The following is a 24,404-nucleotide window of genomic DNA, read 5'->3' as shown; positions in this document are numbered from 1 at the left end:
GGCGGCCGACTTTCGAAAAAAGGCCGCGCCTTTCGGTTTCCAGGCGTTTGGTCGGCGGCGGAGTTTTCGCCGCGCCGATTGGCTTCAAGACAGCGGGCATCGCGGAAAAAAAAGGCACGCCGGGGCGTGCCATGCATGCGGGGAAGAAGGGCGTCAGACGTTCTGGCCGATCTGGCCGAGCTCCAGGCGGGTGGTCTGGATCTGCGGGGTTTCCCGCAATTCCGGATGTTCGCTCCGCAGCGCTTCCAGCGTGCTCTTGTGCGCCTCGGACAGGTCGGCGACATGGCCGGCGATGCCGGCTCCGGCGTGCTGGCCGACCAGGTTGGCCAGGCGGTCGTACAGCGCGTCATGCTGCAGATTGGTGTGCGTCGGCGCGGTCAGCTCCGCGGCCGCGTAGCCCGGCAGGTCCTGCAGCTTTCCCTGCTTTTGCAGCGCTTCGCCATAGGCGCTGGCGGTGCCGGAGGACGGGTTGTACTCGTCGTCGTCGTTGGCCACCGACATGCCGATCGGGATGGTTTCGGCGAAGGTATGGTAAGCGCCGAAGTTCATGAAGGCGGCGACGCCCAGCGTGGCCGGCTCCACGATGTCGGGCCGGTTGTAGATGCCTTCGTCGCTCAAGGTGTGCAGGGCGAGCAGGGTGTCGCAGGTGCCGCCGGATTGCGCGCCGGCGGAGGGCAGGCCGCGCAGATTGGACTCGGTGGCGAAGGTGCCGTAGGGCTGCCAGCGGTTGACGCCGGTGCCGTGCGGAAACTCATGCTGCTTGAGCAGTTCCTGGAAGCCGCCTTTGTCGCCGAACTGCAGTTTGGCGTAGGCCTCGGGCAGATTCTCGACTTCCGCCCGCGACATGGTGAATGGCCGGGTGGGCAGTTTGCCTGGATCCGATTCAATAGGCGCGCCCTGGCGCGGCACGCCATTGATGTTGGCGTAGCGCTGTCCTTTGTCTGGATCGTGCCCCAGCAGCGCATCCAGCGCCGGCTGGTTTTCCGCGTCATGGGCGGTGACCGCCACCCGGCCGAAGCCCAGGCCGTGATCGCCGGCGGACGAGTAATCCACTTGGTAGTCCACCTGCAGCGGCCGCTCGCTGCGCATGCGGCTGACCGCGTCGTCGAAGCGCTCGGTGCGGGTGCGGCTCTTGAATTCGTCGAAACGAGCGACGCAATCGCGCGACTGTGAGCCGCCCAGCGGCGCCAGCATGTCGCGCAGGGCTGCGCCGTTCTTTTCTCCGTGGGTCTTGTCGTTCAGCAGCTGCCAGACGGTGGTGCCGAAGGAGCTGGCGGCCTTGATCTTGGTCAGCAGGTCGTTGCCGCCTTTTTGGTCCGCGTATTTCAGCTCGCCGCCTTGTTCGCGCATCAGCGGGCTGGACAGCTGGGTGCGGATCCAGTCTTCGCCGCTGCCGCCGGAAGTCGTCTTTCTGCCGATCTGGTCGGAGGCGGGCGAGGTCAGCGGGCTGACCAGAGTGGAGCGGAACACATCGCGCAGCGCCATCGGCTTGCCGTTGAACACCACCGCGTCGGGTTCGTTGCAGGCTTTGTCGCCATCGGCGAACAAGGGCGTCAGCACCGACGCCAGTTTGGCGCCGTAGTCGTCGAACACGCGGCCGATCTGGCCCGGATCGTCCAGGATCATCATGCTGACGCCGGCTTCGAACAGCCGGCTGTTGCTGACGGCCGCTTCCTGGGCCTGGTCCAGCGATACGCCTTTTTCCGAGGAGACGACCTTGTCCGGACCACCTGCGGTTTCGGCGCGGATCTCGCTCAGTTGCGACCCGGCGGTGCAGGCTTTCAGATTGACGCTGTTGACCATAGTGTTTCCTTTGAAAATACAGGGGGATGGCGGATGGTTGCGGCGGATTTTCCGCCGCAACCATGGGGCGGTCTTTCCGAAAAGTGGCGGATCTTTTGAATTTGACTATTCGACGCAGGACGATGCGGGAGGGAGGCGCGGATAAGAGCGGAGCGCGTCACCCACGCGCCAGGATGCGCGCCGCCCAGCCGTCATCCAGCCGCAGCAGCTGGCCCTGCGCCCATAGCCGGCCTTGCGCGGTCAGGCGCAGCATGGGGTGGGCGGCGGCCGGCGCGTCGATTTCCCTGCCGGCCTCCCAATCGGCCAGCGCGTCGGCGCTCACGCGGATCGCGGCGGCCTCCGCGATCAGGCGCAGCGTGCCGGACGGCGCGGGGTCCAGTCCGGAGGACGGGGTTTCCATCACCGCGCGTTCGGCATCGATCAGCCGCAGCCGCCCCGGAGTGGCTTCCGGATGCAGCCACAGGGTGTCCAGCGCATCCGCCATGCCGTGGATGGGTAGCGCGTCGCCGATGGCGACCTTGTCCCAGTCCTGCTCCGGCAGCAGGCACCAGCCCAGGCCCAGCGCCAGCTGATGGGTTTGCTCGCGCGATGGCCGCAGCGCGGCCAGCCAGTCTCGAGGCGCTTTCCGCAGGTACAGCGGCAGCCGGCGCGGTCCGTCCCGCAGCGTCAGCCGCCAGCATTCGCCGCCGGGGGCCGGGGCGGGCTGGACGGCGGCCTGAGCCAGGCCGGGCAGGCCCTGGGCGCGCAGGAAGCCGTCCAGCGGCGCCAGCGTCCAGGCGGCCAGAACCGGCAGCAGCCCGGCTTCGATATCGGCAAGTTCGCCCACCGTCAGCTGAGGCTCCAGCCAGGCGCGCCAGTCGGCTTCGGTCGTCCATAGGCTGAGCGCCGCGCCATCGCACGTTGTAGACAGCAAGAGGCCGTGGCTGTCGGCGAGAGCCCGATCGGCTTCGATGAGCATCCCATCGTGTTCGGCGCGGGCGCCGACGCGGCTGAGGTGGAAGGCGTCGAGCGTGGTGTCAGCGGCCATCGCCAAGCTCCACTACGACGTCCACACCCAGCGCGGCGGACAACGCCGCGCCCAGGTTTTCCCGCTCGCGCGCCAGCCTGCCGGCTAGTTCCGGGGCCGGGGCGGACAGCCGCAGGCTCAGGCGCGCGCCGCGCCATTCGGCCTGCACCAGCAAGCCGGCCAGCGGGCCGGTGCTGGCGCGCAAGGCCAGCGTCTGGCTGTCGACGGGGGCCGCTAGCGCGGGCGGCGGCGGCAGATCGGGATGGGCGCGAGCGCTCGCGGGGCTGGATGGCGAGGCGTCGGGCGGGTTGGCAAGCGGCGGCGCGAACAGCGGCCACGGCGAGAGGGAGGGCGCGGGAAACTCCTGCTGCGGCTGCGCATCGTCCAGCAGCGCGCGGAAGCGCTGCGCGCCGCGGCGGTCGGCATGGGGTTCGTCGCGGTCGCGCGATGACGCGCGGGGGGCGGCGGAAGTGGGTTGCGCTTGCATGGTCGTGCCTTCTGTTGCGGTTGGGAGCGGTCCGGCCTCAGGCATCCTTGTCGGATTCGTCGTCCAGCAGCGCGCTCAGCTTTTCCTGTTCGCGCAGATTGCGCAGCAGCATGGTTTCCTGCTCGGCACGGGTTTGCGTCAGCCGCAGCCGCTCGGCGGCCAGTTCTTCCAACTGGCGCTGCAGGGATTGGTCTTCTCCTTCCAGCCGGGAGAGCGCGGCGCGCAGTTTTTCCAGCTCGGTCTGGTCGAACTGGCCGCTGCGCGCGGCCTGGAGCCGCCATTCGGCGTACAGCGCATGGCGGCGCTCGTGGATGGCGTCCCGGCGGGCGCACAGCTTCAGCTCCTCGTCCGCCAGCCGGACCAGCGCGGCGCGCAGGCTGTTTTCGCGGCGGCGCTTGATGCACAGCAATTGGCTCAGCATGGCATCCCCGCGGCGTCGCCCAGCTCCGCCAGCGTGCGGGAGAACGCGAATCGCTCATCCACCGCTTGGCGCAGCAAGGCGTTGATCGGCGCCCGGCGCGCCATGGCGTCGTCGGCGTCGGCGTCCTGGCCCGGGCGGTATTCCCCCACCCGGACCAATAGCTCGATTTCCCGCCAGGCGGCCAGCAGCTGGCGCAGCCGGGCGGCGGCGGCGCGGTGAGGCTGGGCGCAGATCTGATGCATGACGCGGCTGATGCTGGCGAGCACGTCTATCGCCGGGAAGTGGTTGGATTCGGCCAGCTTGCGCGACAGCACGATGTGGCCGTCCAGCAGCGAGCGCACCTCCTCGGCCAGCGGGTCGGCCTTGTCTTCCATCAGCACGGTGTAAAAGGCGGTGATGCTGCCGCGGGCGGCCGGGCCGGCGCGTTCCAGCAGCCGCGGCAGCCTGGCGTACAGGCTGGGCGGGTAGCCGCCGCCGACGATAGGCTCCCCGGCGGCCAGCGCCACCTCGCGCACGGCGCGGGCGTAGCGGGTGAGGGAGTCCACCAGCAGCAGCACGCGCTGGCCGCGGTCGCGGAAGTGCTCGGCGATGGCGGTGGCGGTGGCCGCCGCCTTGATGCGCTCCAGCGCCGGCCGGTCGGAGGTGGCGACCACCACCACGCTTTTGGCGCGCGCTTCCGCGCTGAGCACATGGTCGAGAAATTCGCGCACTTCGCGGCCGCGCTCGCCGATCAGCGCCAGCACGACGATGTCGGCCTCGCTGCCGGCGCACAACATGCCCAGCAAGGTGCTCTTGCCGCAGCCGGCCGGGGCAAAGACGCCCAGGCGCTGGCCGACGCCGACGGTGAGGGTGGCGTCGATGGCGCGCACGCCAGTCGGGAGGACGGTGTCTATCACCTGGCGCTGCATGGGATCGGGCGGCTCGGCATCGATGTCGCGCCGGGTTTCTATCCGCGGCGCGGGCAGGCCGTCCGCCGGCCGGCCCAGCGCGTCCAGCACCCGGCCCCGCAGCGCGTCGCCGACGCCGATGTCGGCGCGGCGGCCGCTGGGCTGGACCAGCATGCCGCAAGACAGGCCCAGCGGCTCGCGGTAGGGAGAGAGCAGCGCCTCGTCGCCGTCTAGGCCCACCACTTCGGCTGGGTCGCCGTCCGGCAGAAAGCACAGCTCGCCCAGTCCGGCGCCAGGCAGATGGGCGCGCAGCAGGGTGGCGCCGACTTCTGACAGGCGTCCTTCCAGGCGGCAATCGCCGCCGGCGGGCGGGGGCGGAGGCTCGATGGCGTCCAGGATGGCGTAGTAATCAGGCAGGCGCATGGCCTTCTCCTATTAGTTCGACGTGGCCCAGGATCTTCAGCTCGGCCTCGTCGCCCAGCTCCTGGAACGACAGCACCGGCACGGAGAACAGATCGCGTTCGATCAGCTTGCGCACGAAGCGCCGCACGTCGATCGCGGTGACCAGCGCGGCGCCGCCGGCGCCGCTTTGCTCCAGCGCGGAGCGGATCTCGCCGACGATGGCCTGGTTCTCTTCCGGCCCCAGCGCCGAGTAGGAGCCAGCCGAGGTCTGGCGGATGGATTCGCGTATGGTTTGCTCGATGTGGCCGCCGATGACCCAGGCGCTGATCCAGGGCTGGCCGCGGCGCTGGTGGCCGACGATGTGGCGGCGCAGCGCCAACCGGGCGTATTCGGTGAGCATCACCGGGTCTTTCTCGCGCGGGGCCCATTCCACCAGGGCTTCGAATACCGCGCGCAGGTCGCGGATGGACACGCCCTCGGCCACCAGCCGCTGCAGCACGTCGGCGATGCGGCCCACCGGCAGCTGGCGCTGCAGCTCTTTCACCAGTTCGCCGTAGCGTTGCTCCATCTGGTCCATCAGGTAGCGCGCTTCTTGCACGCCGATCAGCTCGGCGGCGTAGCGGTCCAGCGCCAGCGATACCAGATGGATGACGCGTTCGTGGTCGCGGTGAACCGTCAGACCCAGCTTGGCCAGTCCGGCGGCCTGTTCCGGCGCCACCCATTGCAGGGTGAGGCCGCCGAAGGGCAGCGCGTCGCGCGCCGCGGCCTGGGGCATGGGCGCGCTGGCGGCGTCCAGCAGCGGCAGCGGGCGCAGCTCCAGCTCCAGCACCGTTTCCTGGTAGAGCAGGAAGGACAGATGGCGCGGCGGCAGTCCTGCATCCACCTGCAGCAGGATTTCCGGCAGCGGCAGCCCCAGCTGCTCCAGCTTCTGCTGGCGCAGCTCGGCCAGCGCCCGGGCCAGGGCGGCGTCGCGGCCAAGTTCGGGATGGACGCGCAACAGCAGCGGAATGGCGCCGACCGGAGGCGGCATGGCGGCGTCGCCGGCATCCTGGCCGCCGCTGCCGGCGTCCCCGCCGAAGCCGCCAGCCGTCTCGCTGTGCTTGGCCCGCCGGGTCACCCAGGCGGTGCCGGCGGCCACCATGGCGGCCATCGGCAGAAATACCAGCGCGGGGAAGCCGGGCAGGCAGGCGAACAGCACCAGTACCGCCGCCACGATCCATAAGGCCTGATGCTGGCGCATCAGCTGCGAGGACAGCTCCTGCGCCAGGTTGCGGCGGGTCTCGCCCGGCACGCGGGTGACGATGATGCCGGCGGCGATGGAGATCAAGAGCGCCGGAATCTGCGCGACCAGGCCATCGCCCACCGACAGAATGGCGTAGGTGGCGGCGGCTTCGCCGGCGCTCATCTCATGCATGAACACACCGACGGCGATGCCGCCGAAGATGTTGACCAGGATGACGATGATGGAGGCGATGGCGTCGCCTTTGACGAACTTCATCGCGCCGTCCATCGCGCCGTAGAGCTGGCTTTCCTTCTGCACCAGGAGCCGCTGCTGCCGCGCCTGGCCGGCGTCTATGATGCCGGCGCGCATGTCGCCGTCTATGCTCATCTGCTTGCCGGGCATCGCGTCCAGCGAGAAGCGCGCGCTGACTTCGGCCACGCGTTCCGAGCCCTTGGTGATGACGATGAACTGGACGATGGTGATGATAGCGAACACTATCAGCCCCACCGCTAGATTGCCGCCGACGGCGAAGTTGCCGAAGGTGTAGACCAGCTCGCCGGCGTCGTGCTGCAGCAGGATCAGCCGGCTGGTGCTGATGGTGAGCGCCAGGCGGTACAGGGTGGTGATCAGCAGCACCGAGGGAAAGGCCGAGAATTCCATCGGCTCGCGGATGTACACCGCCATCATCAGCAGCGTGATGGACAACGCCAGATTGATGGCGATCAGCACGTCCACCAGCAGCGTGGGCAGCGGCACGATCATCATGAAGATGGCCAGCAGCAGCATGGCGGCCAGCACCACGTCCTGCCGCGCCTGCAGGCCTTGCAGCCAGTTATTGAGCTTCATGGCGGCCCTCCGCGACGCGGTCCAGCAGCCGGCGCTGCTGGCGGGAAATCCGGGCCCACTGCTCGGCGCCGCTGTCCCGCGGCATGGTGGCGGCCAGCCACAGGCAGCCGCGCGCGAGCCAGGCGCGCAGCGGGACGCCGTCGCCGGCCTCCGGCTGCAGCAGCGTCAGCAGGCGCAGCAGGGCGGGCCGGCGTCTGGCCTCCGGCAGTGGACGCGCCAGCGACAACAGGGCCCGACCGTCCAGCGATTCCAGATAGAACACATCCTGCCCCTGGCGCAGCGACAGCCGCAGCGCGGCCGGGATGGCGCTCTCGCCCATCAGGCGCAGCCAGAGCTCGGTTTGTCTTTGCCATTGCAGGTCCATCGTGCGCTTCCTCATGCTTGATGGCCGCATCTTGCGGCAGGGGCGGGGGGCGGGTGTATCCGGTGAAGACCTGAGGTCTGGCCAGGAGCCGGCGCAATGAATGTTTCTGCGCCGGACGAGGGCGGAAAATGCCCGGCATGGTCATTGCCGGGCATGAGGCGCAAGGATGGTCAGGCTAGCTTGAAGCGGGTGACGTCCAGCTCGGCGTGCCGCGCGACATGGCGCATTTCCGAGAGCGTGATGGGTTCGTTGAAGTCGGCGCTCCGGGTTTGGCCTGTTTTCCAGGGTTTGCGTTGCAGCTCGCTATCCGCCATCTCTTTTCCTGAAAAGTCCTGCCATGCGAAGGCGATTTTGGCGCCTGAGGACTGGAAGTATTCCAAACCCAGTTTGCTGGTCTGCCGGAAGAAGGCGGTGTTGAGCGCTTTCTCGACGATGTCCTGTTCAAAGGGAGTGAAGCGATCCTGGAGAAACTGGCCTTGTTCGGGACGGGGAAGCGCTGAGAGTTGTCCCAGCCGGTTGGCGAAAGTGGCGAAGTCGCCATCGCCGTCTTCTTTCGTGCGGGGATCTTTCAATGCCTCCAGATAAGTCGGCGGCGTGTTCTTGGCGAGAAAAGCATGGATTTCAGAATCGCTTTTGCCTTGCTGCTTGCTGAAAATATCCAATTTGCCGCTGTGGTCGCGCAGGAAATCTGTCCAGCCGGCCAAGCGATCGCGCTGCCACTGTATTTTCTGGTTTTCAGGGGCGTTGCCTGGATAGCCTTTGGCGAATGCCTCCAGTTTGTCCGGATCGATGTTGGCGGCAAGCGTACCGTTTTCCATACGGTCCAGGGCGTCGAAATAGCTCTCAGCAGTGAGGGGCCAGGCGATTCCTAGCGCGCTGTTGTACTCGTCTATGGTTTCGAGTTTGACGTCCTGGGCGACTTGCAGCTGCGTGAGCTTTTCACTCATTTGCCCGCGAATATGCGTGCCGCCGTATAGCGCGCAGCGAATAGGTTCGCCGCTGCCGGGTTTGGGCAGTTCGGCCTTGAGCGGGAGGGCTTGGGCAAGGCGGCTCGCGCGATGCGAAAACAGGCTGGAGTCTTCTCCGGCGGAAACGATGAATTCTTTCAGGCGGGAGCCGACGCCGAGATTCGCATCGCGTTGCGCGCTGGCTTGTTCGCCGTGGTATTCGATTTTGTAGGTTTGGCCATTGATGTCCAGGCGGCCAATTTTGTCAAAGCCGGGAAACTGCGCGGCGTGGCTAACTTCTCCCAGACCGCCGATTTTAATGGAGAGTTTGGCTTCCATGAGGTGTCTCCTTGTCAGGCCAGATTGTGGTGAGGCGATGGCTGCGGCTGATCGTCGCCGTGCCGGCTCAGGCGCATTCGCCAGTCGCGCATGGATTCGATGAACAGCGAAAAGCGGTCATGGAAGTCCGTCAGGCTGCTGCGGGCGACTTCCAGAGTCCAGTAAAGAAGCAGACTGCGGGTTTGGGCTTCGATGCCCAGACCGGGCGCTTGCCCTTTCAGCGGGTTAAGCGCGTCTGCCAGCAGCTCGGCTTGAATGGCAGGGGAAAGATCGTGAGGCAAGTCGCGAGCGACGACGCCGATCAGCGTCAGGGTGTCGTCGCTGTCTTGGCGGATCGCGACGTCAAAGTCGCCGTCGATGGTCAACTGGCATAGCCCATCATGATCGAAGCGGGCACCCGGAATGCCGATGCCGGCGGCGAATTGCTCTAGCAGATATTGGGTTTGCATTGCGTGATCTCAAAAATGGGTTGGACTGGCGATGGCCATGGTGAGAGGTCCGGCGACGCGCTGCTTTGGCAAAAGGTGACGATCTTTGGCAAAACGACTAGCCAGGCAGGCGCCAGGAAACGCCAGTCAGCCTGATGGGGCGAAGCCCATCGGGCCGATGCCTGGCCGCCGGGTTCAGGTGTTGGCCTGATGGGGATGGGCGCGGACCAGGAAGACAATGGGCGCCATGATTCCTCGGGAGCGCAACCATGGCACTCACAGACCAACCGGTACAACTGATCGCCTTGCTGGCGACGCTGTCGCTGCTGCCGCTGCTGGTGGTGATGGGCACGTCGTTTCTCAAGTTGGCGGTAGTGTTTTCCCTGCTGCGCAACGCGCTGGGCATCCAGCAGATTCCGCCCAATATCGCGCTTTACGGTCTGGCGCTGATCCTGTCCTTGTTCATCATGACCCCGGTGGGGCTGGCGGTGCAGGACAAGCTGGCGGCTTCGCCGGCCCAGCCCCAGGCCAGCCTGTTGGCGCGGCTGTCCGACGACACGCTGGACCCGTACCGCCAGTTTCTGAAAAAGCACGCGGCGCCGGCGCAGCTGCGCTTTTTCCGCGACACGGCGCGCAAGAGTTGGCCCGAAGCCGTCCGCGCGCGGGTGAGCGACGATTCGCTGCTGCTGCTGATGCCGGCCTTCGCCGTCAGCCAGCTGATCGAGGCGTTCAAGATCGGTCTGCTGCTGTTCCTGCCCTTCATCGCTATCGACCTCATCGTCTCCAACGTCTTGCTGGCGATGGGGATGATGATGGTGTCGCCGATGACGATATCGATGCCGTTCAAGCTGCTGGTGTTCGTGCTGGTGGGCGGTTGGGACCGGCTGCTGGGCCAGCTGCTGCTGTCCTACCGCTGAGGAGAGAGGCATGGGACAAGCCCAGATCGTTCAGCTGGCCAGCGAGTTGCTGTGGCTGGTGCTGATCCTGTCATTGCCGGTGGTGGTGGTCGCGTCCGTGGTCGGCGTCTTGGTCGGCCTGGTGCAGGCGCTGACCCAGGTGCAGGACCAGACCGTGTCGTTTTTGATCAAGCTGGTGGCGGCCTGCATCACCGTGGCGTTGACCCATCACTGGATGGGCCAGGCGTTGTTGCGCTACGCCGAGCGCAGCTTTGATCTGATCTCGCGCATGGGAAGCTGAGCATGGACCAGCTCAATCCCTGGTGGCCGCTGCTGGGCGCGGCGATGATGCGCCCGCTGGGCGCGATGCTGCTGTTGCCGCTGTTCAGCCCTTCGATGCTGGGCAGCGCGCTGCTCCGCAACGCGCTGGCGCTGATGGCCACCTTGCCGGCGCTGCCGCTGTTGGCGCCGCTGGTCTTGCCGGACCCGATCCAGGCGCCGGCCGCCTATGCCTTGCTGCTCGCCAGCGAACTCGCCGTCGGCCTGCTGCTGGGATTTTCCGCCGCCATTCCGTTCTGGGCGGTGGACATGGCCGGCTTCGCGCTGGATACGCTGCGCGGCGCGTCGATGGCGGGCGTGCTCAATCCGCTGATAGGCGGGCAGTCGTCGCCGATGGGGGCCTTGTTTTCGCAACTGGCGGCCGTGCTGTTCATGGCGCTGGGCGGTTTCCACGCCTTTCTGTCGGCCTTGTATGCCTCCTACCAGCAACTGCCGCCTGGCATGGGTTGGCATTGGTCCAGCCAGTTCATTCCCTTGCTGCAGCGCCAATGGCAAATGCTGTACACGCTGGGGCTGGGTTTTGCCATGCCGGCGCTGGTGATGATGGTGCTGGTGGATCTGGCGCTGGGCTTGATCAATCGCTCGGTGCAGCAATTGAACGTGTTTTCGCTGTCGATGCCGATCAAGAGCCTGGTGGCCTTGTTGATGCTGATCATCGGCCTGCAGTTCGGCCTGTCCGACGTCATTGCCGGCTTTGAACGCTTCGATGGCGGCCTGGCGCGCGTGCTGGAGCCGGGGCGGTGAGCGAGAAGACCGAACAGCCCACCGCCAAGCGGATACGCGACGCCCGCGAAGAGGGGCAGGTGGCCAAGAGCCAGGAAATCGCCGCGGTGGCGCAGCTGGGGCTGATCCTGTTGTGGCTGGTGGCGGAGGGGCCGGCGCTGCTGCGCGGCTTGGGCGGGCTGATGACGTCCGCGGTGGCGGTGTCGAATCTGCCGCTGCAGGCTGCGCTGGCGAAATTGGTGGGCGAAGTGGCGGCGCTGATGCTGCGCTTCGTTTTCGGCCTGGCGGGCTTGCTGACGGTGGCCTTGCTGCTGGTCGGGCTGATCCAGTCGGGCTTCTTGTTCGCGCCCAAGGCGCTGATGCCGTCGGGCGAGCGCATCAATCCCTTGTCCAACGTCAAGCAGATGGTGTCGGCGCGCACGCTGTTCGAGCTGGGCAAGATGCTGCTCAAGGTCGGGGTGCTGGGCTTGACCTTCACCTATCTGATCAAGCGCTACGCCGCGTCGTTCGCCCATCTGCCGCAGGCCGGCCTGGAGGCCGGATTGATGGTGTGCGTGCAGATGGCGCAATGGATGTGGGCGGTGCTGCTGGCCTTCACCGCGGTATTCGCGGTGGCGGATTACGCGATGCAGCACCATCAGCTGCGCAAGCAGCTGATGATGTCGCGCGAAGACATCAAGCAGGAGTTCAAGAATTCCGAGGGCAGCCCGGAGGTCAAGCAGCGCCGGCGCGAGCTGCACCGCGAGGTGCAGAGCGGCAGCCTGGCCGGCAAGGTGGCCAAATCGTCGGTGGTGGTGCGCAACCCCACCCATATCGCCGTCTGCCTGCGCTACGAGGCCGACGACACGCCGCTGCCCCAGGTGCTGGAGTACGGCCGGGACGAGTTGGCGCGGCGCATCGTGGCGCTGGCGGAGGCGCAGGGCATTCCGGTGGTGGAGAACGTGCCGCTGGCGCGCGCGCTGGTGGCGTCCACCCGTCCCGGCGACTACATTCCCGAGCCGTTGTTCGCCGCCGTGGCGCAGGTGTTGAGCTTGATCCGCGACCGTCTGCAAGAGGAGGATGACGATGAAGCTGCTGTGTAGCGTCCTGCTGTGGCTGCTGCTTTGCGCGCCGGCGGGCGCGGAGGCGCTGCAATGGTACGCGGTGCCGGCCGAAGCCGCGCCGTCGGCGGCTGAGCCGGAGGTTCGGGTCGAACCTGCATCCGCCGCGGCCAAGCCGCTGTCCTCTTCCGCCCAGCGCTATCGGCCATTGATAGACGATGTGGCGCGCCAGCATGCGCTGGACCCCATGCTGATCCACGCCGTGGTGCAGGTGGAGTCGGCCTACCGGCCGGAGGCGGTGTCGGGCAAGGGGGCGGTGGGGCTGATGCAGCTGATGCCTGCCACGGCGGCGCGTTTCGGCCAGACGGCGCTGTACGATCCCCGCGCCAATCTGCAGGCCGGCGCCGCCTATCTGGACTGGCTGATGAATCGCTTCGGCGGCCGCCTGGACTTGGCGCTGGCGGCTTACAATGCGGGAGAGGGCGCGGTGGCGCGCTACGGCAACGCCATCCCGCCCTATGCCGAAACCCGGGACTATGTCCGCAAGGTCATGGCCCATTACGCCGGCCTGAAGGGCGAGGCGGACGCGGCGCCGATGGCGGATGCCGCGCCAGTGTCCGCGCCTCGCCGGCCGCGCCGCGCCGCGGGAGGCATCGGCGACATGGAACAATTCTGGCGGCTTTTCACCGGCGGCTCCCCGCGGCCTCCGGCGGCCCGACTTTGATTAGGATCAGCATGCCCAATCTGCCTTGGCGCGCCTCGCTGCCGTTTCGCCTGTCCCTGGTTCTCAGCGGCGCCATCGCGCTGTTCTGGCTGCTTGGCACCGGCGTGACCCTGTTTCTGGACTATCAGGACACGCGCCGCGAACTGGTGGAGCGGCTGGAGGCGCAAACCGCCAACCGGGCCGCGCAGGAGAGCGCCGAGCTGCAAGGCGTGTCGCGCGATGTGCGCACCTTGCTCAGCAGCTGGCGCGGCTTGTCGGAGAGCGTGGGCAGCGGCAGCTACCTGAGCGCCTACTACATCCCTTTCGACGAGACGCGCCGGGACGCGCCGCCGCGCGTCGAGCGGGCGCTGGCCTTCGTCGAGGCTTTCGGCAGCGGCGGCCTGGGCAATCTGGTCAATACCTTCGTGGTGATGGACAAGGGCATCGCGCTGTCCAGCGCCAACGGCCCCAAGCATCAAGTCGAAAGCCAGCGGCATTTGTCCCAGCTGCGAGGCCTGCGCAGCCAGCCGGTGCGCGACGGCGTGCTCTGGGGCCGCCCCTATCAGTCGCACAACGGGAAGTGGTGCATGGTGGTGGCAGCCGAGGACTCCGCCAGCAAGGACCTGATCGGCATCACGGTGCAGCTGTCGATGAATTTCGGCCTGGACAAGCTGGATGTGCTGCACGAGGGCTGGCTGGCCTGGCTGGATGGCGCGGGCCGGGCGCTGACCCCGCTGCCGCCGTGGACGCCTCCCGGCTTGCCGGCGTCGCTGCCGGATTGCGTAGTTCCGTATTCGCGGCGGGTGGAGGGCGTGCGCGCCATCTGCACCAATGTGGAGCCGCCGGGCTGGCGCATGGTGCTGTTCTATCCGGCGGACGTGCTGACTGACAGGGCATTGGCGGCGCTGCCCCGGCACTTGCCGATGGCGCTGTTGGTGCTGGTGTCCCTGGTCGGCCTGCTGTACGCGGTGCTGCAGCGCAGCCTGGGCCGGACGCTCAGCCACTTCGTCCGCACCATCAGCCCCCAGGCGGATGTCAGCGCGCAGCAGCGTTTGCCGGAAGCGGGCGAGGACGAGCTGGGGCAGATCGCCTGCGCCTACAACCGCCTGCTGGATGTGGTGCAGGCGCAGTACGCCGAGCTGGAGGCCAAGGTGGCCGAGCGCACGACGGCGCTGGAGGAGGCCAGGTACCGCGCCGAGCGCGCCAGCGCCAACAAGAGCGAGCAGCTCACCAGCATCAGCCATGAAATCCGCACGCCGCTGAACGGCATCGTGGGCGCGCTGATGCTGCTCAACCGCATCGGCGGCACCGCCAGCCAGCACGATCTGGTGGACACCGCGCTGAAATGCTCCGGCCACCTGCTGGAGATCATCAACAATTTGCTGGATTTCTCGCGGATCGAGTCCGGGCAGATGGTGGTGACGCCGGCCACGCTGGACCCGCTGGAGCTGATAGACCAGGCCATGCTCACCGTGCAGCTGCAGGCGCTGGACAAGGGGCTGTCGCTGCAGACCGAGGCGGCGACCAGCTTTCCGCGGCAGTTGCTTACCGATGGTCTGCGCCTGCGACAGATTCTGATCAATCTATTGGGAAACGCCGTCAAGTTCACCTCGAGCGGCGGCGTCGTCCTGCGCGCCTGGAGCGTGGAGGGGCGGGTGTATTTCAGCGTCCACGATACCGGGCCGGGCATACCGGAAGAAAAGCGGACCGAGGTGTTCACCGCCTTCCATCAGCTGGACAACCATGTTTCCGGCAGCGGCCTGGGATTGCCGATCGCCCGCAGCCTCGCGCGCTTGCTGGGCGGGGATCTGTATCTGATGCCGGCCAGCCGCGGCGCCTGCTTCCAACTGGAGCTGCCGCTGGGCACGGTATGCGCCGACATGGTGCCGGACCTCGGCCCCATCGTCGCGCCGGAGCGCCTGCATGAGCAATTGCGCGCCTGGGGCTACCAGCCGGAAGCGGGCGCCAACCCGATGCTGGAGGCGCCGGAGCTGGCGTATCTGCCGGCTCGGCTGCGCCAGTGGCTGGACCCGGACGGGGCGCCGGGCTCGCGGCTGGACGACGGCGACGTGCCGGTTTCGGTCTGGTCGCTGCAGGTGCTGGTGGTGGATGACGTGGACACCAACCGTGACATTGTCGGGCGCATGCTGCGCCTGCAGGGCCACCACACCATGGAGGCGTCCAGCGGCGAGGACGCGCTGGCGCTGGGGCGCTCGCATGTTTTCGACGTGGTGCTGATGGACATGCGCATGCCCGGCTTGTCAGGCGGGCAGACGACGGCGCTGTGGCGCGAAGAGGCCAACGGCATGCTGGACCCGGACTGCCCCATCGTGGCTCTCACCGCCAATGCCCAGCCGGGCGAGCGGGAGCGGCTGCTGGCCGCCGGCTTCAACGAGTATCTGACCAAGCCGGTGACGCCGGCCATGCTGGCGCATATGCTGGACTTCGTCGCCGATCTGCAACTGACGCGCGGCATGGAGCTGGAGCCCAACGCCGGCTGCGACCAGCCCATCCTGGCGCGGGATCCGGATTTCCTGCGGCGGCTGGAGCAGGATTTGCGCCAGCGCTATCTGCGCCTGGGCGAGGCCGTGGCCGCGCAGGATCAGGCGGCCAGCCTGGATCTGCTGCATGCGCTCAAGGGGCTGGCGGGCCAGGCCGGGCTGCATCTGGTGTGCGAGGCGGTGGAGCACTGGGAGGCGCAACTGCAGCAGGGAGCCGGACTGCGCAAAGACGCGTGGCAGGCGCTGGGAAGATTGATAGACAGCGTGTTGTAGAGGCTCAGAACTCCAGCACGCCCAGCCGCCGGGCCCAGTTGCTCAGTTCCGCGGCGTTGTGGGCGTCCAGCTTGCGCATCAGGTTGAGGCGATGCGTTTCCACCGTTTTCAGGCTGATGGACAGCAGCTCGGCGATGTCGCGGTTGCGGCGGCCCTCGGCCACCAGTTTCAGCACCTGGCGCTCGCGCAGCGTCAGCGGCGTCTCTCCCAGCGTGCGCTCGGTGGTGTCCAGCGTTTCCAGCTTGAGCGCGGGGTCGATATAGGTCTTGTCCAGCGCTGCGTGCTGCAGCGCGGCCAGCAGCACCTGCTGCGGGCTCTGCTTGAGCACATAGGCCAGCGCGCCCGCGGACAGCGCGGCGCGGCCGCGGTGCTCCTCGTTCGACGCGGTGAACACGACCACGCGCAGCGCCGGCCAACGCCGGCGCAACTGGTGAATCACATCGATGCCGTCCATGCCTGGCAAGCCCAGATCCAGCAGCACCAAATCCGGATTGAGCTGTTGACAGGCTTCGTAGGCGGCCAGCCCATCGGATACGGCCCCGACAACCTCGTACCGCGGCCGGTCCGCCAGCAAAGAGCGGACGCCGTCTACCAGCAGCGAGTGGTCTTCAACGATAAGGACGCGCAGGGGGAGTGAACTCATCTGGCTAGGCCTTGTAAATAAAGTGTTAATTTTAATTGAAATTTTCTCTGTGACAGCAGAATTCACAATAAGCCTATGGGGCAGATCATGGTCATTATTAAGTTCTTTGACATGCCCAATTAGGTTTATATCCGTGAACCATCAAGCCGCCGTTTTTCCTGCGCGGCATGCCGCCGCCTTCGACCCCGCCCGGCGGAGCCATGGACAGGCTCGGCGTGAAATTCAGGTGTAGGCCGGATATTTCACGATAGCGCCTGTTGGCAGCATGAGGGCATGAAAAAAGCACTCGATCCCCATTCCGCATTGCGCAGTTTGGCCGCGCGCCTGGAACAGCCGCGCTGGTCCGCCGCCGGGTCGGTCGCCACCGGCATGCTGGGCGCGCACCGGGCGCGCGCTCGCAGCTTCGACGCGGGGCTGACCGTGGCGCTGACCCTGGATCGGCCTGTGTCGCAAGCGCCGGAAGCCTGCTTGCTGCTGGCCTCCACCCCGGAAGCCTGCGACGACGCTCTATACCTGGCCGACGACAGCCTGTGGCTGTTGCGCCGTTTTCCCGAGCGGCTGACCGAAGTGGAGTTCGACCTGCTGCTCAAGCAACAACTGGCGCTGGCGGCGCTGTTGGCCGGGCGCGACCGCGCTCCCCCCCTTGTTTTGCCCATTGCCGGGAGATACGCATGAAATGCCTGTCGTTGCTGATGGCCGGCGCGCTGGCGTCTTGCGCCGCCGCGGCCCAACCCATTCCCTGGCGCGGACAGCCCTTTTTCGTTTCCAGCCGCAACACGCCGCTGGCCTCGGTGCTGAAGGACATGGGCGCCAACTACCGCCTGCCGGTGGTGGTCAGCCCCAGGATCACGGAGGCCTATGCCGGGGAGCTGAGCGACAGTCCGCGCGGCAAGGCGCTGTCCGAGCTGTCGCGGCTGTATCAGCTGCTGCCGTATTACGACGGCAACACGCTGTACGTTTACAAGGCGCAGGAGATGGATCAGGCGCTGCTGACGCCGGCCTATCTGAGCGGGACGGAGCTGGAGGGGCTGATCCGCCAGAGCGGCCTGCTGGACGGCGCCGCCTGCCGGCTGCGCCAGGTGGGCGGCGCCAACGCGCTGCAGGTCAACGGCGTGCCGGTGTGCCTGACCCGGGTGGCGGCATTGGCCAAGCAACTGGACGAGCAGAATCTCAACCAGGAGCAGAACAAGGAAACCATCGCCATCTATCCGCTCAAATACGCCAACGCCGGGGACAGCAGCTACGCCTACCGCAGCCAGAACGTAGTGGTGCCCGGCGTGGTGTCGGTGCTGCGCGAGATGGCGCAGGGCAGGGCGCTGCCGCTGCCCGACAACAAGACGCCGGCGCCCGCCGACGCCAGCGGGCTGCCGATGTTCTCCGCCGACACGCGGCAGAACGCGGTGCTGGTCCGCGACCGCAAGAAGAACATGCCGCTGTACGCCGATCTGATTCCCAAGCTGGACCGTCGCCCGGGGCTGATCGAGATATCGGTGGCCATCATCGACGTGGACGCCGCCGACATCAACGAACTGGGCATCGACTGGTCCGGATCGGCCCGCATCGGCGGCGGGACGGTCAGCTTCAACAGCGACGGCGGCCTGGCGTCCGACAGCTTCTCGTCGCTGGTGTCCAACTCCGGCAACTTCATGCTGCGGCTTTCCGCGCTGGAGCAGAAGTCCAAGGCCAAGATCGTCTCCCGCCCGTCGGTGGTGACGCTGGACAATGTGCAGGCGGTGCTGGACCGCAGCGTCACTTTCTACACCAAGCTGGTGAGCGAAAAGAACGCCAAGCTGGAGTCGGTGACGGCCGGGGCGCTGATGCGCGTCACGCCGCGGCTGATCCACGAAACCGACGGCGACAAGGTTCTGCTCACGCTCAATATCCAGGATGGCCGCCAGGACAAGCCGATCAGCCGCGCCGAATCGCTGCCGCAGGTGCAGAACGCCGAGATCGCCACCCAGGCCAGGCTCAATCTGGGCCAGGCGCTGCTGCTGGGCGGCTTTGTCCAGGACGAAAGCGTGGAGGGCGTGCGCAAGATTCCATTGCTGGGCGATCTGCCGCTGATCGGCGGCCTGTTCCGCAGCACGACCAAGAGCGAGCGCAATGTGGTGCGCCTGTTCCTGATCAAGGCCGAGCCGCGGCAGTTGTAGGGGGAGACGATCATGGACGCCAGTTTCAAGCTCAAGCTGCTTAACGGCCCGCTGGCCGGACGCGAGCTGTTTTTGCCGCTCGGCCCGTTTACGGTGGGCGGCGGCGACAGCGACCTCTCGTTGCCGCTGGAAGGCGGCGCCGTCGCCACGCTGGAAGTCTCGGCCGACGCGGTCAGCCTCGGCAGCCGCACGCCGTGCTGGGTGGGCGGCCGCAGCCGTTCTCCCGGACCTTTGCCGCCCAATGCGGCGATAGACATGGCGGGGCTGCATTTCGTGCTGGGGCCCGCTGACGCCGAATTGGGCGCGCCGAAGGCGCCGCCGCGCGGCAGCCTGAAGCGCTCCGCCGCCGCCATCCTGGCCGCCACGCTGGCGCTGGCCGCGGCCTTGGCCTGGGCGGCGATGCCCGCCGATCCGCCGACAGCCCCCGGACCGCGGGTCTGGCTGCCGCAGGTGCTGGCCGCCGAGCCGGGATTGTCGGCGCGCTGGCTGGACGGCGGCGGGCTGCTGCTGTCCGGACGCTGCCGCAGCAGCGAGAAGCTGTCCGCGCTGACCGCCAGGCTGCGCGCCGCCGGCGTGCGCCTGCGCCAGGAAACGGTGTGCGACGACGAATTGCGGCGCTCGGTGCGCGCGCTGCTGGGCAGCTACGGCTATCCGGACGTCACGGTGTCGCTGGACGCGCAGGGACGCGCGGATATCGACGGCCAGGTGGAGAGCGGCGCCCGTTTCGCCGAGCTCTCCGCCGCGCTGGATCAATTGCCCGGCCTGCAGGGCTGGCGCTTCACCGATCGCGGCGCCGACGCCCTGGCGGCGCTGCTGGACCGCTTGCGGCAGGCTGGGCTGCTGTCCGGCCTCAGCGCGGCCAGAACGGAGCAGGGCTGGGTCTTGTCCGGACAGCTGGACGCCGCGCGCCAGGCCGCTTTGGACGCGCTGCTGGCGCGGTTCAACGCCGAAGCCGGCAAGAGCGGGCGCTTCCGCTTCATCAGCGCCGCCAGCACCGCCCAGCCGGCCGACTACCTGCCCGCCGCCATCTCAGGGGTGGGCGGCAATGTCCGGGAGCCTTATCTGGAGCTGGCCAACGGCATGCGCTTGCAGCCCGGCAGCCCGCTCAAGCGCGGCATGCGCATCGTAGCGATCACGCCGGCCGGCGTTTCCATCGCCGGCAATCGACAACTGGTGTTCCTGCCCTTGCACGGCTGAACGGAGAGTTTCCATGCATACCTTGACTGAACTTGAAGACACATTGGCGGCCGATCCGAACGGCCGCGATCTGGGACGGATGCTGGCGGCGCTGGCCGCTGAGGCCGCCGATCTGGGACTGAGGCAGCGCCAGCCGCAAAGTGCCGCCGCCTACGCCAAGCTGGAGCGCCAGCGGCTGGCCTGTCTGGCGGCGATGCGGGTGGTCGACACCGTCTGGCATAGACGGCATCGCGGGACCGCCCAACTCAGGTGATGACCTGATGGAGCCGGTTGGAGCCCGGCGCGATGATGGCCATATGGTGAACAAAAGGAGCGCGCGATGACTTGTCTGCACATCATCCTGACAACGGAAGACGACATGGTACGCGTTGCCGGGCAAAGCTATCCGGTCCTCGGCCCCAGCCTGTTGCTGATGGCCGGAACGGGGACGCCGGAGCTGTCCGCGACGGGACGGGCCTACCCCGTTTCCGCCATGGAGCTGCAACTGGTTTACCGCGACATGCAGCAGCTGCTGCCGGACGGCGGCAGCAGCGCGATGCTGGACATCCCCCGCAACATCCCCGCCGAGGACGGCGTGCTGCGCGCGGCGGGGCAACTGGCCGAGGCCGATCGCTGCGCGATGCTGCGCTTCGTGCTGTCGTATTGCCTGGCGGTGGACGGCGAATACTGCGCGGCCCTGCTGCGCTATCTGGTGGCCGCCGATCTGGACCTGTTCGATTTCATCCACCGCCACCGGCTGCAGCCGTGGCCGGTGGCCCGCTACGCCGACGCGCTGGGGCTGCCGCTGCGCAAGTTCAACCAGCTGTTCAAGGAAAAGTACGGCGTGTCCGCCAAGCACTGGCTGCTGGCGCAACGGCTGGAATACGCGAGGGGCTTGCTGGAAACCACCACCAAGAAAGTGATCGACGTAGCGCTGGAGTCAGGTTTCGGCAACCCGGCGCACTTTTCCGATAGCTTCCGCCGCCATTTCCGCATGTCGCCCAGCGACGTCAGGCGGGAGGCGCCGACCGTGCCGCTTGCGGCGTCGCTGCTGTTTTGAGCCAAGGAGCCTTTCATGAACATCGATTCCATCGTTTCCCAGATCGGCGGACAGATATCGCAGGCGGCCAACAACGCGGAGGCCGCCATGAACAGCGATGTGCAGAACAACCCGGAAAGCATGCTCAAGTCGCAGTACGCGCTGCAGCAGTACTCGGTGATGATCGGCTACGAAAGCTCGGTGATGAAGGCGGTCAAGGACATGATGATGGGCATCATCTCCAAGATCGGATGACGAGCATGCGCGCAGAACCCCCCATTTCCCGCCTGGTGATCGAGGCCGGCTTCGCCGCCGTCAACCATGGCCTGCGGGCCGAGATGCACGACATCCTGGCCGCCTTGCCCGACTGGCTGGACGACCCAGCCCAACTGGCGCGCTGCGAGGCCGTATTGCTGTTCGGCCTGGGCCGCCGCCGGGCCGCCGCCGCCCGGCTGGCCGCCTTGCCGGACGACGATTGCGCCCCCTTGCGCGCCTTGCTGAACGCGACTTCTTCGGAGGAAAAATCATGAGCATAGAAGCCATTTCCCACGCCCTAGCCGCCCTCGCTCCGCTGGGGCAGAGCGAGGCGCCAGCGCCCGACGCCTCTTCCCAGCAGCGTTTCGCGGCCTTGCTGGACAGCCAGAAAGCGGCCGACTCGCCGGACGCGCTGTTCGCCGCCCAGAGCGCGCTCAGCGAGCTCACCGTCGGTTCCGAGCTGACCGCCAAAGTGGCGGGCTCGCTGACCCAGTCGATCAACAAGCTGGTCAGCATGCAATGAAAATCGCGCCTTGGATCCTGCTGCTGAGCGTTTTGCTGCTGGCCGGCTGCAAGAGCGAGCTTTACAGCAAGCTGGACGAGAGCGAGGCCAACCAGATGCTGGCGCTGCTGATGTACAACAAGATTCCGGCGGACAAGGAGGTGTCCAAGGACGGCGTGACGCTGAAGGTGGAGCGCGACCGTTTCGTCGACGCGGTGGAAGTGTTGCGCCAGAACGGCCTGCCGCGGCGCAAGACGGTGACCATGCAGGACCTGTTCCCCAGCGGCCAGCTGGTGTCGTCGCCGGAGCAGGAGGAAGCCAAGCTCAGCTATCTGAAGAGCCAGCAGCTGGAAAAGATGCTGTCCAGCATGGACGGCGTGGTGGCCGCCGAGGTGTCGGTGGCCGAGCCGCGCGGCGTCGATGGCGAAGCGCCGCCGCCGGCGTCGGCGGCGGTGTTCATCAAATACAGTCCGGAGGTCAACCTGGCCGCGCGCGAGCCGGAAATCCGCGCGCTGGTGCGGGACGGCATTCCCGGCCTGGCCGCCGATCGCATCAGCATCACCCTGCAGCGGGCGGAATACCGCTACCAGCCCGCGGCAGAGCCCAGGGCGCAAGCCATTCCCTGGCTGCCCATCGCCGCGGGAGGGGGAACCCTGTTGCTGGGCGGCCTGTGCATCGCCGCGCTGTGGTGGCGCCGCCGGCCGGAGGCCGTCGGATGAACCCGGCCTTGCGGCGGCTGCATGCGCTGTGGCGGCGGCCGGGCCGGGAAATGGCCGATGGCTGGTGGGACAAGCTGGGCCTGGCCGGCTGGCGGTCCGCCTATGCAGGCCAGGCGCTGACGCGGCCGGCGCTGGATAGCCTGATCGCCAGCCGCCTGGGCCATGCGGGCGGCGCGCCCGAGCCGTCGCCATTGGCGGAGGCGTTGCTGGAGGACGACATGCGCCGCGAGGCGCTGTGCGCGTCGCTGGGTCTGTGGGCTTTGCGCTGTCCCGATTATCTGCTGCTCAAACCTTACCGCGAGGCGCTGTCGCCTGTGCTGGACGCGCGCGCGCAGACGCAGTTGCAAGCGCTGCTGCCCAGGGGCGCAGCCGCCGCGGAGCTGACGCCGGCCGAACTGCCGGATGCCGCCCGCGCGCTGGGCGCCGCCTGGCTGGCGGACGCGGCCGAACCGTCGCTGCGCTTGTGCCGCCTGCTGTGGGCGCCTTCCGCGCAGGCAGCGCCAGCGGCGCCGCTTGAGCCGGCGCTGCAAAAATTGTCGAGGTGGCTATGAACAATCCGCTGCGAATCCCCGTGGCGGTTCTGCCGGGGCCATTGCCGGCGGCAACCGTGATTTCGGCCGCCGAACTGGCGGCCAGGCAGGACATATTGGCCGCGATGGAGGCGGAGAGGGCGGCGGCGCGCGACGACGCCGATGCCCTGCGCCGCCAGGCGCGGGCCGAACTGGAACAGGCCCGGCTCGACGCGGACGCGCTGCGCGAGGCCGCCAGGCGCGAGGGCGAGCGCCAGGCGGTCTTGGCGCGGGAAGAGGCGGTGGCCGACGCGGTGCGCTGGTTGTGCTGCGAACAGGAAATGGAAGGCTTGATCGCGCGCCAGCTAGCCCTGCGTTGGCGCGGCATCACCGCCGGAGTGCTGGAGGCATTGTTGGGAAACTGTGATCAAAGCGAGCTGTTGCTGCGCCGGGTGGAGCGCCAAGTGGCGCGGCTGCTGCCGCGCGGCAGCGTCAATCTGCATGTTGCGCCGCAAGCGTTGAGGGCGGCGGAGCAGGCCTACGCCGATGTGCCGGAGGTGGCCGTGCTGGCCGACGCCGCGCTGTCCGTCGGGCAGGCCAGGCTGGACAACGGCTTGGTGCGCATCCACCTGGACACGCCCGCGCATCAGGCGCGGGTGCTGGAGCAACTGAGGGGCGATGCCCGGGAGGCGGCCCATGCTTAGGCTGGATCAGGTGACGGCGGGAACGGCGCTGGGCGGGGTGGATGACGGCATCGCCGCCCAGCCGATGGGCAGGCCGCCGGCGGCGGAGTCTGTGCTGGCGCTGGCGCAGGCGGAGCTGCTTGAGTTTCAGAGCGACGCGCTGACCGAGACCCAGGAAGACCTGGGCTTCGCTCTGGGGGGACGCCTGCGCGACAACCGGCGCGGCGGCATCGGCCAGGAAGGCGCGCGCGGCCGGGTGCTGGCGCAGAAGCTGGTGGCGGAGCTGGCCGCCGTGGAGGCCGCCGATCTGGACAGCCTGCTGAGCGGCCCGCAGGACTGGCAGCGCGCGCCGCACTTGCTGGCCGCGATGCAGGCGCAGACTCCGGACCCGGGCCGCATAGCCCTGCAGCTGGCCGCCTGGCTGGCCAAGGGCAGGCCGGACGCCAAACTGCGCCGCCGCATGGAAGAGGCGCTGGCGGCGTTGACCGCCGACGACACCCTGGCCTTGTCCTTGTTCGGCGCGCTGGAATACGGCGCGACGACGCCGGCCTTGCGCCAGGAGCTGCTGCGGCTTTACCACCGCGCCGGCGCGTCCCGGCAGAAGCTGTCGCAGTGGCTGGCGTCGCTGGGCGAGCGGGATGGGCGGCAACGCAAGCTGCGCACCATGCTGCGGGTGCTGTCCTACGAGCTGTCGGCCAGCGGCCAGGCCATCGTCGGCAGCCATCTGGCCGCGGTGATCGGCGACCTCCGGCAGCTGTTGCGCATCCTGGGCCTGGAGGCCCATTGCGACCAGGCCGCTGCGGCGCTGGCCTTACCGGCTCTGGATGGCGAAACCCTGCTGCGCGGCGTGGTGTCGCTGCTGGAGCAGGTATGGGTGAACGCGGACAGCGTGGCGGAGGCGCTGCCGCCGGTGGAGCCCGAGCAGCAGTATCGGCTGGCCCACGCCCTTGGCCGGCTGGCGCAGCTATTGCCCGAGGACTGCTTCGGCGATACCGAACAGAAGGCGCAGCTGGAGGCCGCGGTGGCGGAGCTGCGCGACCGCAGCCTGGAATAGCCGGCCCGCGCGGCATTGTTGTGTCAAAAACCGAATGATATGCGGTT

28 protein-coding genes are annotated in these 24,404 nt (G+C 67.7%); 18 read left to right on the top strand and 10 right to left on the bottom strand.

Annotated elements, in window-relative coordinates; all coding sequences use genetic code 11:
- Nucleotides 1-153: 153 nt before the first annotated feature.
- The 9 genes from VA599_RS17825 to VA599_RS17785 form a co-directional block, all read right to left on the bottom strand.
- Complete coding sequence (locus VA599_RS17825; RefSeq protein WP_346789845.1) at nt 154-1,803, bottom strand: hypothetical protein; 1,650 nt, start codon at nt 1,801-1,803, stop codon at nt 154-156.
- A 157-nt stretch (nt 1,804-1,960) separates the two neighbouring features.
- Nucleotides 1,961-2,830 (bottom strand): type III secretion system protein SepQ, encoded by an 870-nt coding sequence (locus VA599_RS17820; protein ID WP_104946549.1) that lies wholly within the window; start codon nt 2,828-2,830, stop codon nt 1,961-1,963.
- Nucleotides 2,820-3,296 carry a hypothetical protein gene (locus tag VA599_RS17815; protein ID WP_346789844.1) on the bottom strand — a complete coding sequence of 159 codons (477 nt, stop codon included), beginning with the start codon at nt 3,294-3,296 and terminating at the stop codon, nt 2,820-2,822. Before VA599_RS17815 ends, VA599_RS17820 begins: the two co-directional genes overlap by 11 nt.
- Before the next feature lie 37 nt (nt 3,297-3,333).
- Complete coding sequence (locus tag VA599_RS17810) at nt 3,334-3,717, bottom strand: hypothetical protein (protein ID WP_021475296.1); 384 nt, start codon at nt 3,715-3,717, stop codon at nt 3,334-3,336.
- Nucleotides 3,711-5,027, bottom strand: a complete 1,317-nt coding sequence (locus VA599_RS17805) for a FliI/YscN family ATPase (protein ID WP_346789843.1) — start codon at nt 5,025-5,027, stop codon at nt 3,711-3,713. Before VA599_RS17805 ends, VA599_RS17810 begins: the two co-directional genes overlap by 7 nt.
- Complete coding sequence (locus VA599_RS17800; protein ID WP_346789842.1) at nt 5,014-7,074, bottom strand: EscV/YscV/HrcV family type III secretion system export apparatus protein; 2,061 nt, start codon at nt 7,072-7,074, stop codon at nt 5,014-5,016. Before VA599_RS17800 ends, VA599_RS17805 begins: the two co-directional genes overlap by 14 nt.
- Nucleotides 7,061-7,438, bottom strand: coding sequence for a hypothetical protein (locus tag VA599_RS17795; protein ID WP_346789841.1), 378 nt, complete (start codon nt 7,436-7,438; stop codon nt 7,061-7,063). The genes VA599_RS17800 and VA599_RS17795 overlap by 14 nt, the downstream gene beginning before the upstream one ends.
- A 170-nt stretch (nt 7,439-7,608) precedes the next feature.
- Nucleotides 7,609-8,724, bottom strand: a complete 1,116-nt coding sequence (locus tag VA599_RS17790; RefSeq protein WP_346789840.1) for a hypothetical protein — start codon at nt 8,722-8,724, stop codon at nt 7,609-7,611.
- 14 nt (nt 8,725-8,738) lie between these two features.
- Nucleotides 8,739-9,173 carry a type III secretion system chaperone gene (locus tag VA599_RS17785; protein ID WP_346789839.1) on the bottom strand — a complete coding sequence of 145 codons (435 nt, stop codon included), beginning with the start codon at nt 9,171-9,173 and terminating at the stop codon, nt 8,739-8,741.
- A 248-nt stretch (nt 9,174-9,421) separates the two neighbouring features.
- Between VA599_RS17785 and sctR the strand changes: the two genes are divergently transcribed.
- From sctR to VA599_RS17755, 6 genes are read left to right on the top strand one after another with little or no spacing between them, the layout of a single operon-like run.
- Nucleotides 9,422-10,069 (top strand): type III secretion system export apparatus subunit SctR, encoded by a 648-nt coding sequence (gene sctR, locus VA599_RS17780; RefSeq protein ID WP_346789838.1) that lies wholly within the window; start codon nt 9,422-9,424, stop codon nt 10,067-10,069.
- A 10-nt stretch (nt 10,070-10,079) separates the two neighbouring features.
- Nucleotides 10,080-10,349 carry a type III secretion system export apparatus subunit SctS gene (gene sctS, locus VA599_RS17775; RefSeq protein ID WP_346789837.1) on the top strand — a complete coding sequence of 90 codons (270 nt, stop codon included), beginning with the start codon at nt 10,080-10,082 and terminating at the stop codon, nt 10,347-10,349.
- A gap of 2 nt (nt 10,350-10,351) precedes the next feature.
- A complete protein-coding gene (sctT, locus tag VA599_RS17770) occupies nt 10,352-11,131 on the top strand; it encodes a type III secretion system export apparatus subunit SctT (RefSeq protein WP_346789835.1) in 780 nt (259 codons plus the stop codon).
- Entirely contained in the window at nt 11,128-12,192 is a 1,065-nt protein-coding gene (locus VA599_RS17765) for an EscU/YscU/HrcU family type III secretion system export apparatus switch protein (protein ID WP_346789834.1), read from the top strand. The genes sctT and VA599_RS17765 overlap by 4 nt, the downstream gene beginning before the upstream one ends.
- Nucleotides 12,176-12,874 carry a lytic transglycosylase domain-containing protein gene (locus tag VA599_RS17760; protein WP_346789833.1) on the top strand — a complete coding sequence of 233 codons (699 nt, stop codon included), beginning with the start codon at nt 12,176-12,178 and terminating at the stop codon, nt 12,872-12,874. Before VA599_RS17765 ends, VA599_RS17760 begins: the two co-directional genes overlap by 17 nt.
- An 11-nt stretch (nt 12,875-12,885) precedes the next feature.
- Entirely contained in the window at nt 12,886-15,627 is a 2,742-nt protein-coding gene (locus tag VA599_RS17755) for a two component system sensor kinase (RefSeq protein ID WP_346789831.1), read from the top strand.
- Nucleotides 15,628-15,631: 4 nt separating this feature from the next.
- Here the strand turns inward: VA599_RS17755 and VA599_RS17750 are convergent, their stop codons facing one another.
- Nucleotides 15,632-16,270, bottom strand: coding sequence for a two component system response regulator (locus VA599_RS17750; protein WP_346789830.1), 639 nt, complete (start codon nt 16,268-16,270; stop codon nt 15,632-15,634).
- Between the two features lie 273 nt (nt 16,271-16,543).
- Here VA599_RS17750 and VA599_RS17745 point away from each other — a divergent pair, with 273 nt between their 5' ends.
- The 12 genes from VA599_RS17745 to VA599_RS17690 all read left to right on the top strand — a co-directional run bounded on the left by VA599_RS17745 (nt 16,544) and on the right by VA599_RS17690 (nt 24,357).
- Nucleotides 16,544-16,945 (top strand): hypothetical protein, encoded by a 402-nt coding sequence (locus tag VA599_RS17745; protein ID WP_346789828.1) that lies wholly within the window; start codon nt 16,544-16,546, stop codon nt 16,943-16,945.
- Entirely contained in the window at nt 16,942-18,420 is a 1,479-nt protein-coding gene (locus VA599_RS17740; protein ID WP_346789827.1) for an EscC/YscC/HrcC family type III secretion system outer membrane ring protein, read from the top strand. The genes VA599_RS17745 and VA599_RS17740 overlap by 4 nt, the downstream gene beginning before the upstream one ends.
- Before the next feature lie 12 nt (nt 18,421-18,432).
- On the top strand, nt 18,433-19,617 hold the full coding sequence (gene sctD, locus VA599_RS17735) for a type III secretion system inner membrane ring subunit SctD (protein WP_346789825.1): 1,185 nt from the start codon (nt 18,433-18,435) through the stop codon (nt 19,615-19,617).
- Between the two features lie 13 nt (nt 19,618-19,630).
- Complete coding sequence (locus VA599_RS17730) at nt 19,631-19,870, top strand: EscE/YscE/SsaE family type III secretion system needle protein co-chaperone (RefSeq protein WP_104946555.1); 240 nt, start codon at nt 19,631-19,633, stop codon at nt 19,868-19,870.
- Nucleotides 19,871-19,936: 66 nt separating this feature from the next.
- Complete coding sequence (locus VA599_RS17725) at nt 19,937-20,656, top strand: helix-turn-helix domain-containing protein (RefSeq protein WP_346789823.1); 720 nt, start codon at nt 19,937-19,939, stop codon at nt 20,654-20,656.
- A 15-nt stretch (nt 20,657-20,671) separates the two neighbouring features.
- Nucleotides 20,672-20,890: a type III secretion system needle filament subunit SctF gene (sctF, locus tag VA599_RS17720; RefSeq protein WP_021478894.1), complete on the top strand. Its 219-nt coding sequence runs from the start codon at nt 20,672-20,674 to the stop codon at nt 20,888-20,890.
- A 5-nt stretch (nt 20,891-20,895) separates the two neighbouring features.
- Complete coding sequence (locus tag VA599_RS17715; RefSeq protein ID WP_346789821.1) at nt 20,896-21,165, top strand: EscG/YscG/SsaH family type III secretion system needle protein co-chaperone; 270 nt, start codon at nt 20,896-20,898, stop codon at nt 21,163-21,165.
- On the top strand, nt 21,162-21,413 hold the full coding sequence (sctI, locus tag VA599_RS17710; RefSeq protein ID WP_104946556.1) for a type III secretion system inner rod subunit SctI: 252 nt from the start codon (nt 21,162-21,164) through the stop codon (nt 21,411-21,413). The genes VA599_RS17715 and sctI overlap by 4 nt, the downstream gene beginning before the upstream one ends.
- The gene (gene sctJ, locus VA599_RS17705; RefSeq protein WP_104946557.1) at nt 21,410-22,111 is read left to right on the top strand and encodes a type III secretion system inner membrane ring lipoprotein SctJ; all 702 of its coding nucleotides are present in this window, start codon (nt 21,410-21,412) and stop codon (nt 22,109-22,111) included. The genes sctI and sctJ overlap by 4 nt, the downstream gene beginning before the upstream one ends.
- Complete coding sequence (locus VA599_RS17700) at nt 22,108-22,662, top strand: type III secretion system domain-containing protein (RefSeq protein ID WP_346789819.1); 555 nt, start codon at nt 22,108-22,110, stop codon at nt 22,660-22,662. The genes sctJ and VA599_RS17700 overlap by 4 nt, the downstream gene beginning before the upstream one ends.
- Nucleotides 22,659-23,324, top strand: a complete 666-nt coding sequence (locus VA599_RS17695) for a hypothetical protein (protein ID WP_346789817.1) — start codon at nt 22,659-22,661, stop codon at nt 23,322-23,324. The genes VA599_RS17700 and VA599_RS17695 overlap by 4 nt, the downstream gene beginning before the upstream one ends.
- On the top strand, nt 23,317-24,357 hold the full coding sequence (locus VA599_RS17690) for a TyeA family type III secretion system gatekeeper subunit (protein WP_346789815.1): 1,041 nt from the start codon (nt 23,317-23,319) through the stop codon (nt 24,355-24,357). Before VA599_RS17695 ends, VA599_RS17690 begins: the two co-directional genes overlap by 8 nt.
- The last annotated feature ends 47 nt before the right edge of the window (nt 24,358-24,404 follow it).

The sequence above is a fragment of the Chromobacterium indicum genome, from assembly GCF_039708975.1.
GTDB lineage: Bacteria > Pseudomonadota > Gammaproteobacteria > Burkholderiales > Chromobacteriaceae > Chromobacterium > Chromobacterium piscinae.
Note: the sequence above shows the minus strand (reverse complement) of the source record. Positions and strands in the feature narration are given on the sequence as shown.

Excerpts from the sequence above, each read along its gene's own strand:
- sctT (WP_346789835.1), top strand. The coding sequence starts at position 10,352 with ATGGACCAGCTCAATCCCTGGTGGCCGCTGCTGGGCGCGGCGATGATG.
- sctJ (WP_104946557.1), top strand. The coding sequence starts at position 21,410 with ATGAAAATCGCGCCTTGGATCCTGCTGCTGAGCGTTTTGCTGCTGGCC.
- VA599_RS17730 (WP_104946555.1), top strand. The coding sequence starts at position 19,631 with ATGCATACCTTGACTGAACTTGAAGACACATTGGCGGCCGATCCGAAC.
- VA599_RS17795 (WP_346789841.1), bottom strand. The coding sequence starts at position 7,438 with ATGGACCTGCAATGGCAAAGACAAACCGAGCTCTGGCTGCGCCTGATG.
- sctR (WP_346789838.1), top strand. The coding sequence starts at position 9,422 with ATGGCACTCACAGACCAACCGGTACAACTGATCGCCTTGCTGGCGACG.
- VA599_RS17700 (WP_346789819.1), top strand. The coding sequence starts at position 22,108 with ATGAACCCGGCCTTGCGGCGGCTGCATGCGCTGTGGCGGCGGCCGGGC.
- sctF (WP_021478894.1), top strand. The coding sequence starts at position 20,672 with ATGAACATCGATTCCATCGTTTCCCAGATCGGCGGACAGATATCGCAG.
- VA599_RS17800 (WP_346789842.1), bottom strand. The coding sequence starts at position 7,074 with ATGAAGCTCAATAACTGGCTGCAAGGCCTGCAGGCGCGGCAGGACGTG.
- VA599_RS17810 (WP_021475296.1), bottom strand. The coding sequence starts at position 3,717 with ATGCTGAGCCAATTGCTGTGCATCAAGCGCCGCCGCGAAAACAGCCTG.
- VA599_RS17815 (WP_346789844.1), bottom strand. The coding sequence starts at position 3,296 with ATGCAAGCGCAACCCACTTCCGCCGCCCCCCGCGCGTCATCGCGCGAC.
- sctD (WP_346789825.1), top strand. The coding sequence starts at position 18,433 with ATGGACGCCAGTTTCAAGCTCAAGCTGCTTAACGGCCCGCTGGCCGGA.
- VA599_RS17825 (WP_346789845.1), bottom strand. The coding sequence starts at position 1,803 with ATGGTCAACAGCGTCAATCTGAAAGCCTGCACCGCCGGGTCGCAACTG.
- sctS (WP_346789837.1), top strand. The coding sequence starts at position 10,080 with ATGGGACAAGCCCAGATCGTTCAGCTGGCCAGCGAGTTGCTGTGGCTG.
- sctI (WP_104946556.1), top strand. The coding sequence starts at position 21,162 with ATGAGCATAGAAGCCATTTCCCACGCCCTAGCCGCCCTCGCTCCGCTG.
- VA599_RS17750 (WP_346789830.1), bottom strand. The coding sequence starts at position 16,270 with ATGAGTTCACTCCCCCTGCGCGTCCTTATCGTTGAAGACCACTCGCTG.
- VA599_RS17745 (WP_346789828.1), top strand. The coding sequence starts at position 16,544 with ATGAAAAAAGCACTCGATCCCCATTCCGCATTGCGCAGTTTGGCCGCG.
- VA599_RS17805 (WP_346789843.1), bottom strand. The coding sequence starts at position 5,027 with ATGCGCCTGCCTGATTACTACGCCATCCTGGACGCCATCGAGCCTCCG.
- VA599_RS17785 (WP_346789839.1), bottom strand. The coding sequence starts at position 9,173 with ATGCAAACCCAATATCTGCTAGAGCAATTCGCCGCCGGCATCGGCATT.
- VA599_RS17760 (WP_346789833.1), top strand. The coding sequence starts at position 12,176 with ATGAAGCTGCTGTGTAGCGTCCTGCTGTGGCTGCTGCTTTGCGCGCCG.
- VA599_RS17715 (WP_346789821.1), top strand. The coding sequence starts at position 20,896 with ATGCGCGCAGAACCCCCCATTTCCCGCCTGGTGATCGAGGCCGGCTTC.
- VA599_RS17740 (WP_346789827.1), top strand. The coding sequence starts at position 16,942 with ATGAAATGCCTGTCGTTGCTGATGGCCGGCGCGCTGGCGTCTTGCGCC.
- VA599_RS17725 (WP_346789823.1), top strand. The coding sequence starts at position 19,937 with ATGACTTGTCTGCACATCATCCTGACAACGGAAGACGACATGGTACGC.
- VA599_RS17820 (WP_104946549.1), bottom strand. The coding sequence starts at position 2,830 with ATGGCCGCTGACACCACGCTCGACGCCTTCCACCTCAGCCGCGTCGGC.
- VA599_RS17690 (WP_346789815.1), top strand. The coding sequence starts at position 23,317 with ATGCTTAGGCTGGATCAGGTGACGGCGGGAACGGCGCTGGGCGGGGTG.
- VA599_RS17695 (WP_346789817.1), top strand. The coding sequence starts at position 22,659 with ATGAACAATCCGCTGCGAATCCCCGTGGCGGTTCTGCCGGGGCCATTG.
- VA599_RS17790 (WP_346789840.1), bottom strand. The coding sequence starts at position 8,724 with ATGGAAGCCAAACTCTCCATTAAAATCGGCGGTCTGGGAGAAGTTAGC.
- VA599_RS17755 (WP_346789831.1), top strand. The coding sequence starts at position 12,886 with ATGCCCAATCTGCCTTGGCGCGCCTCGCTGCCGTTTCGCCTGTCCCTG.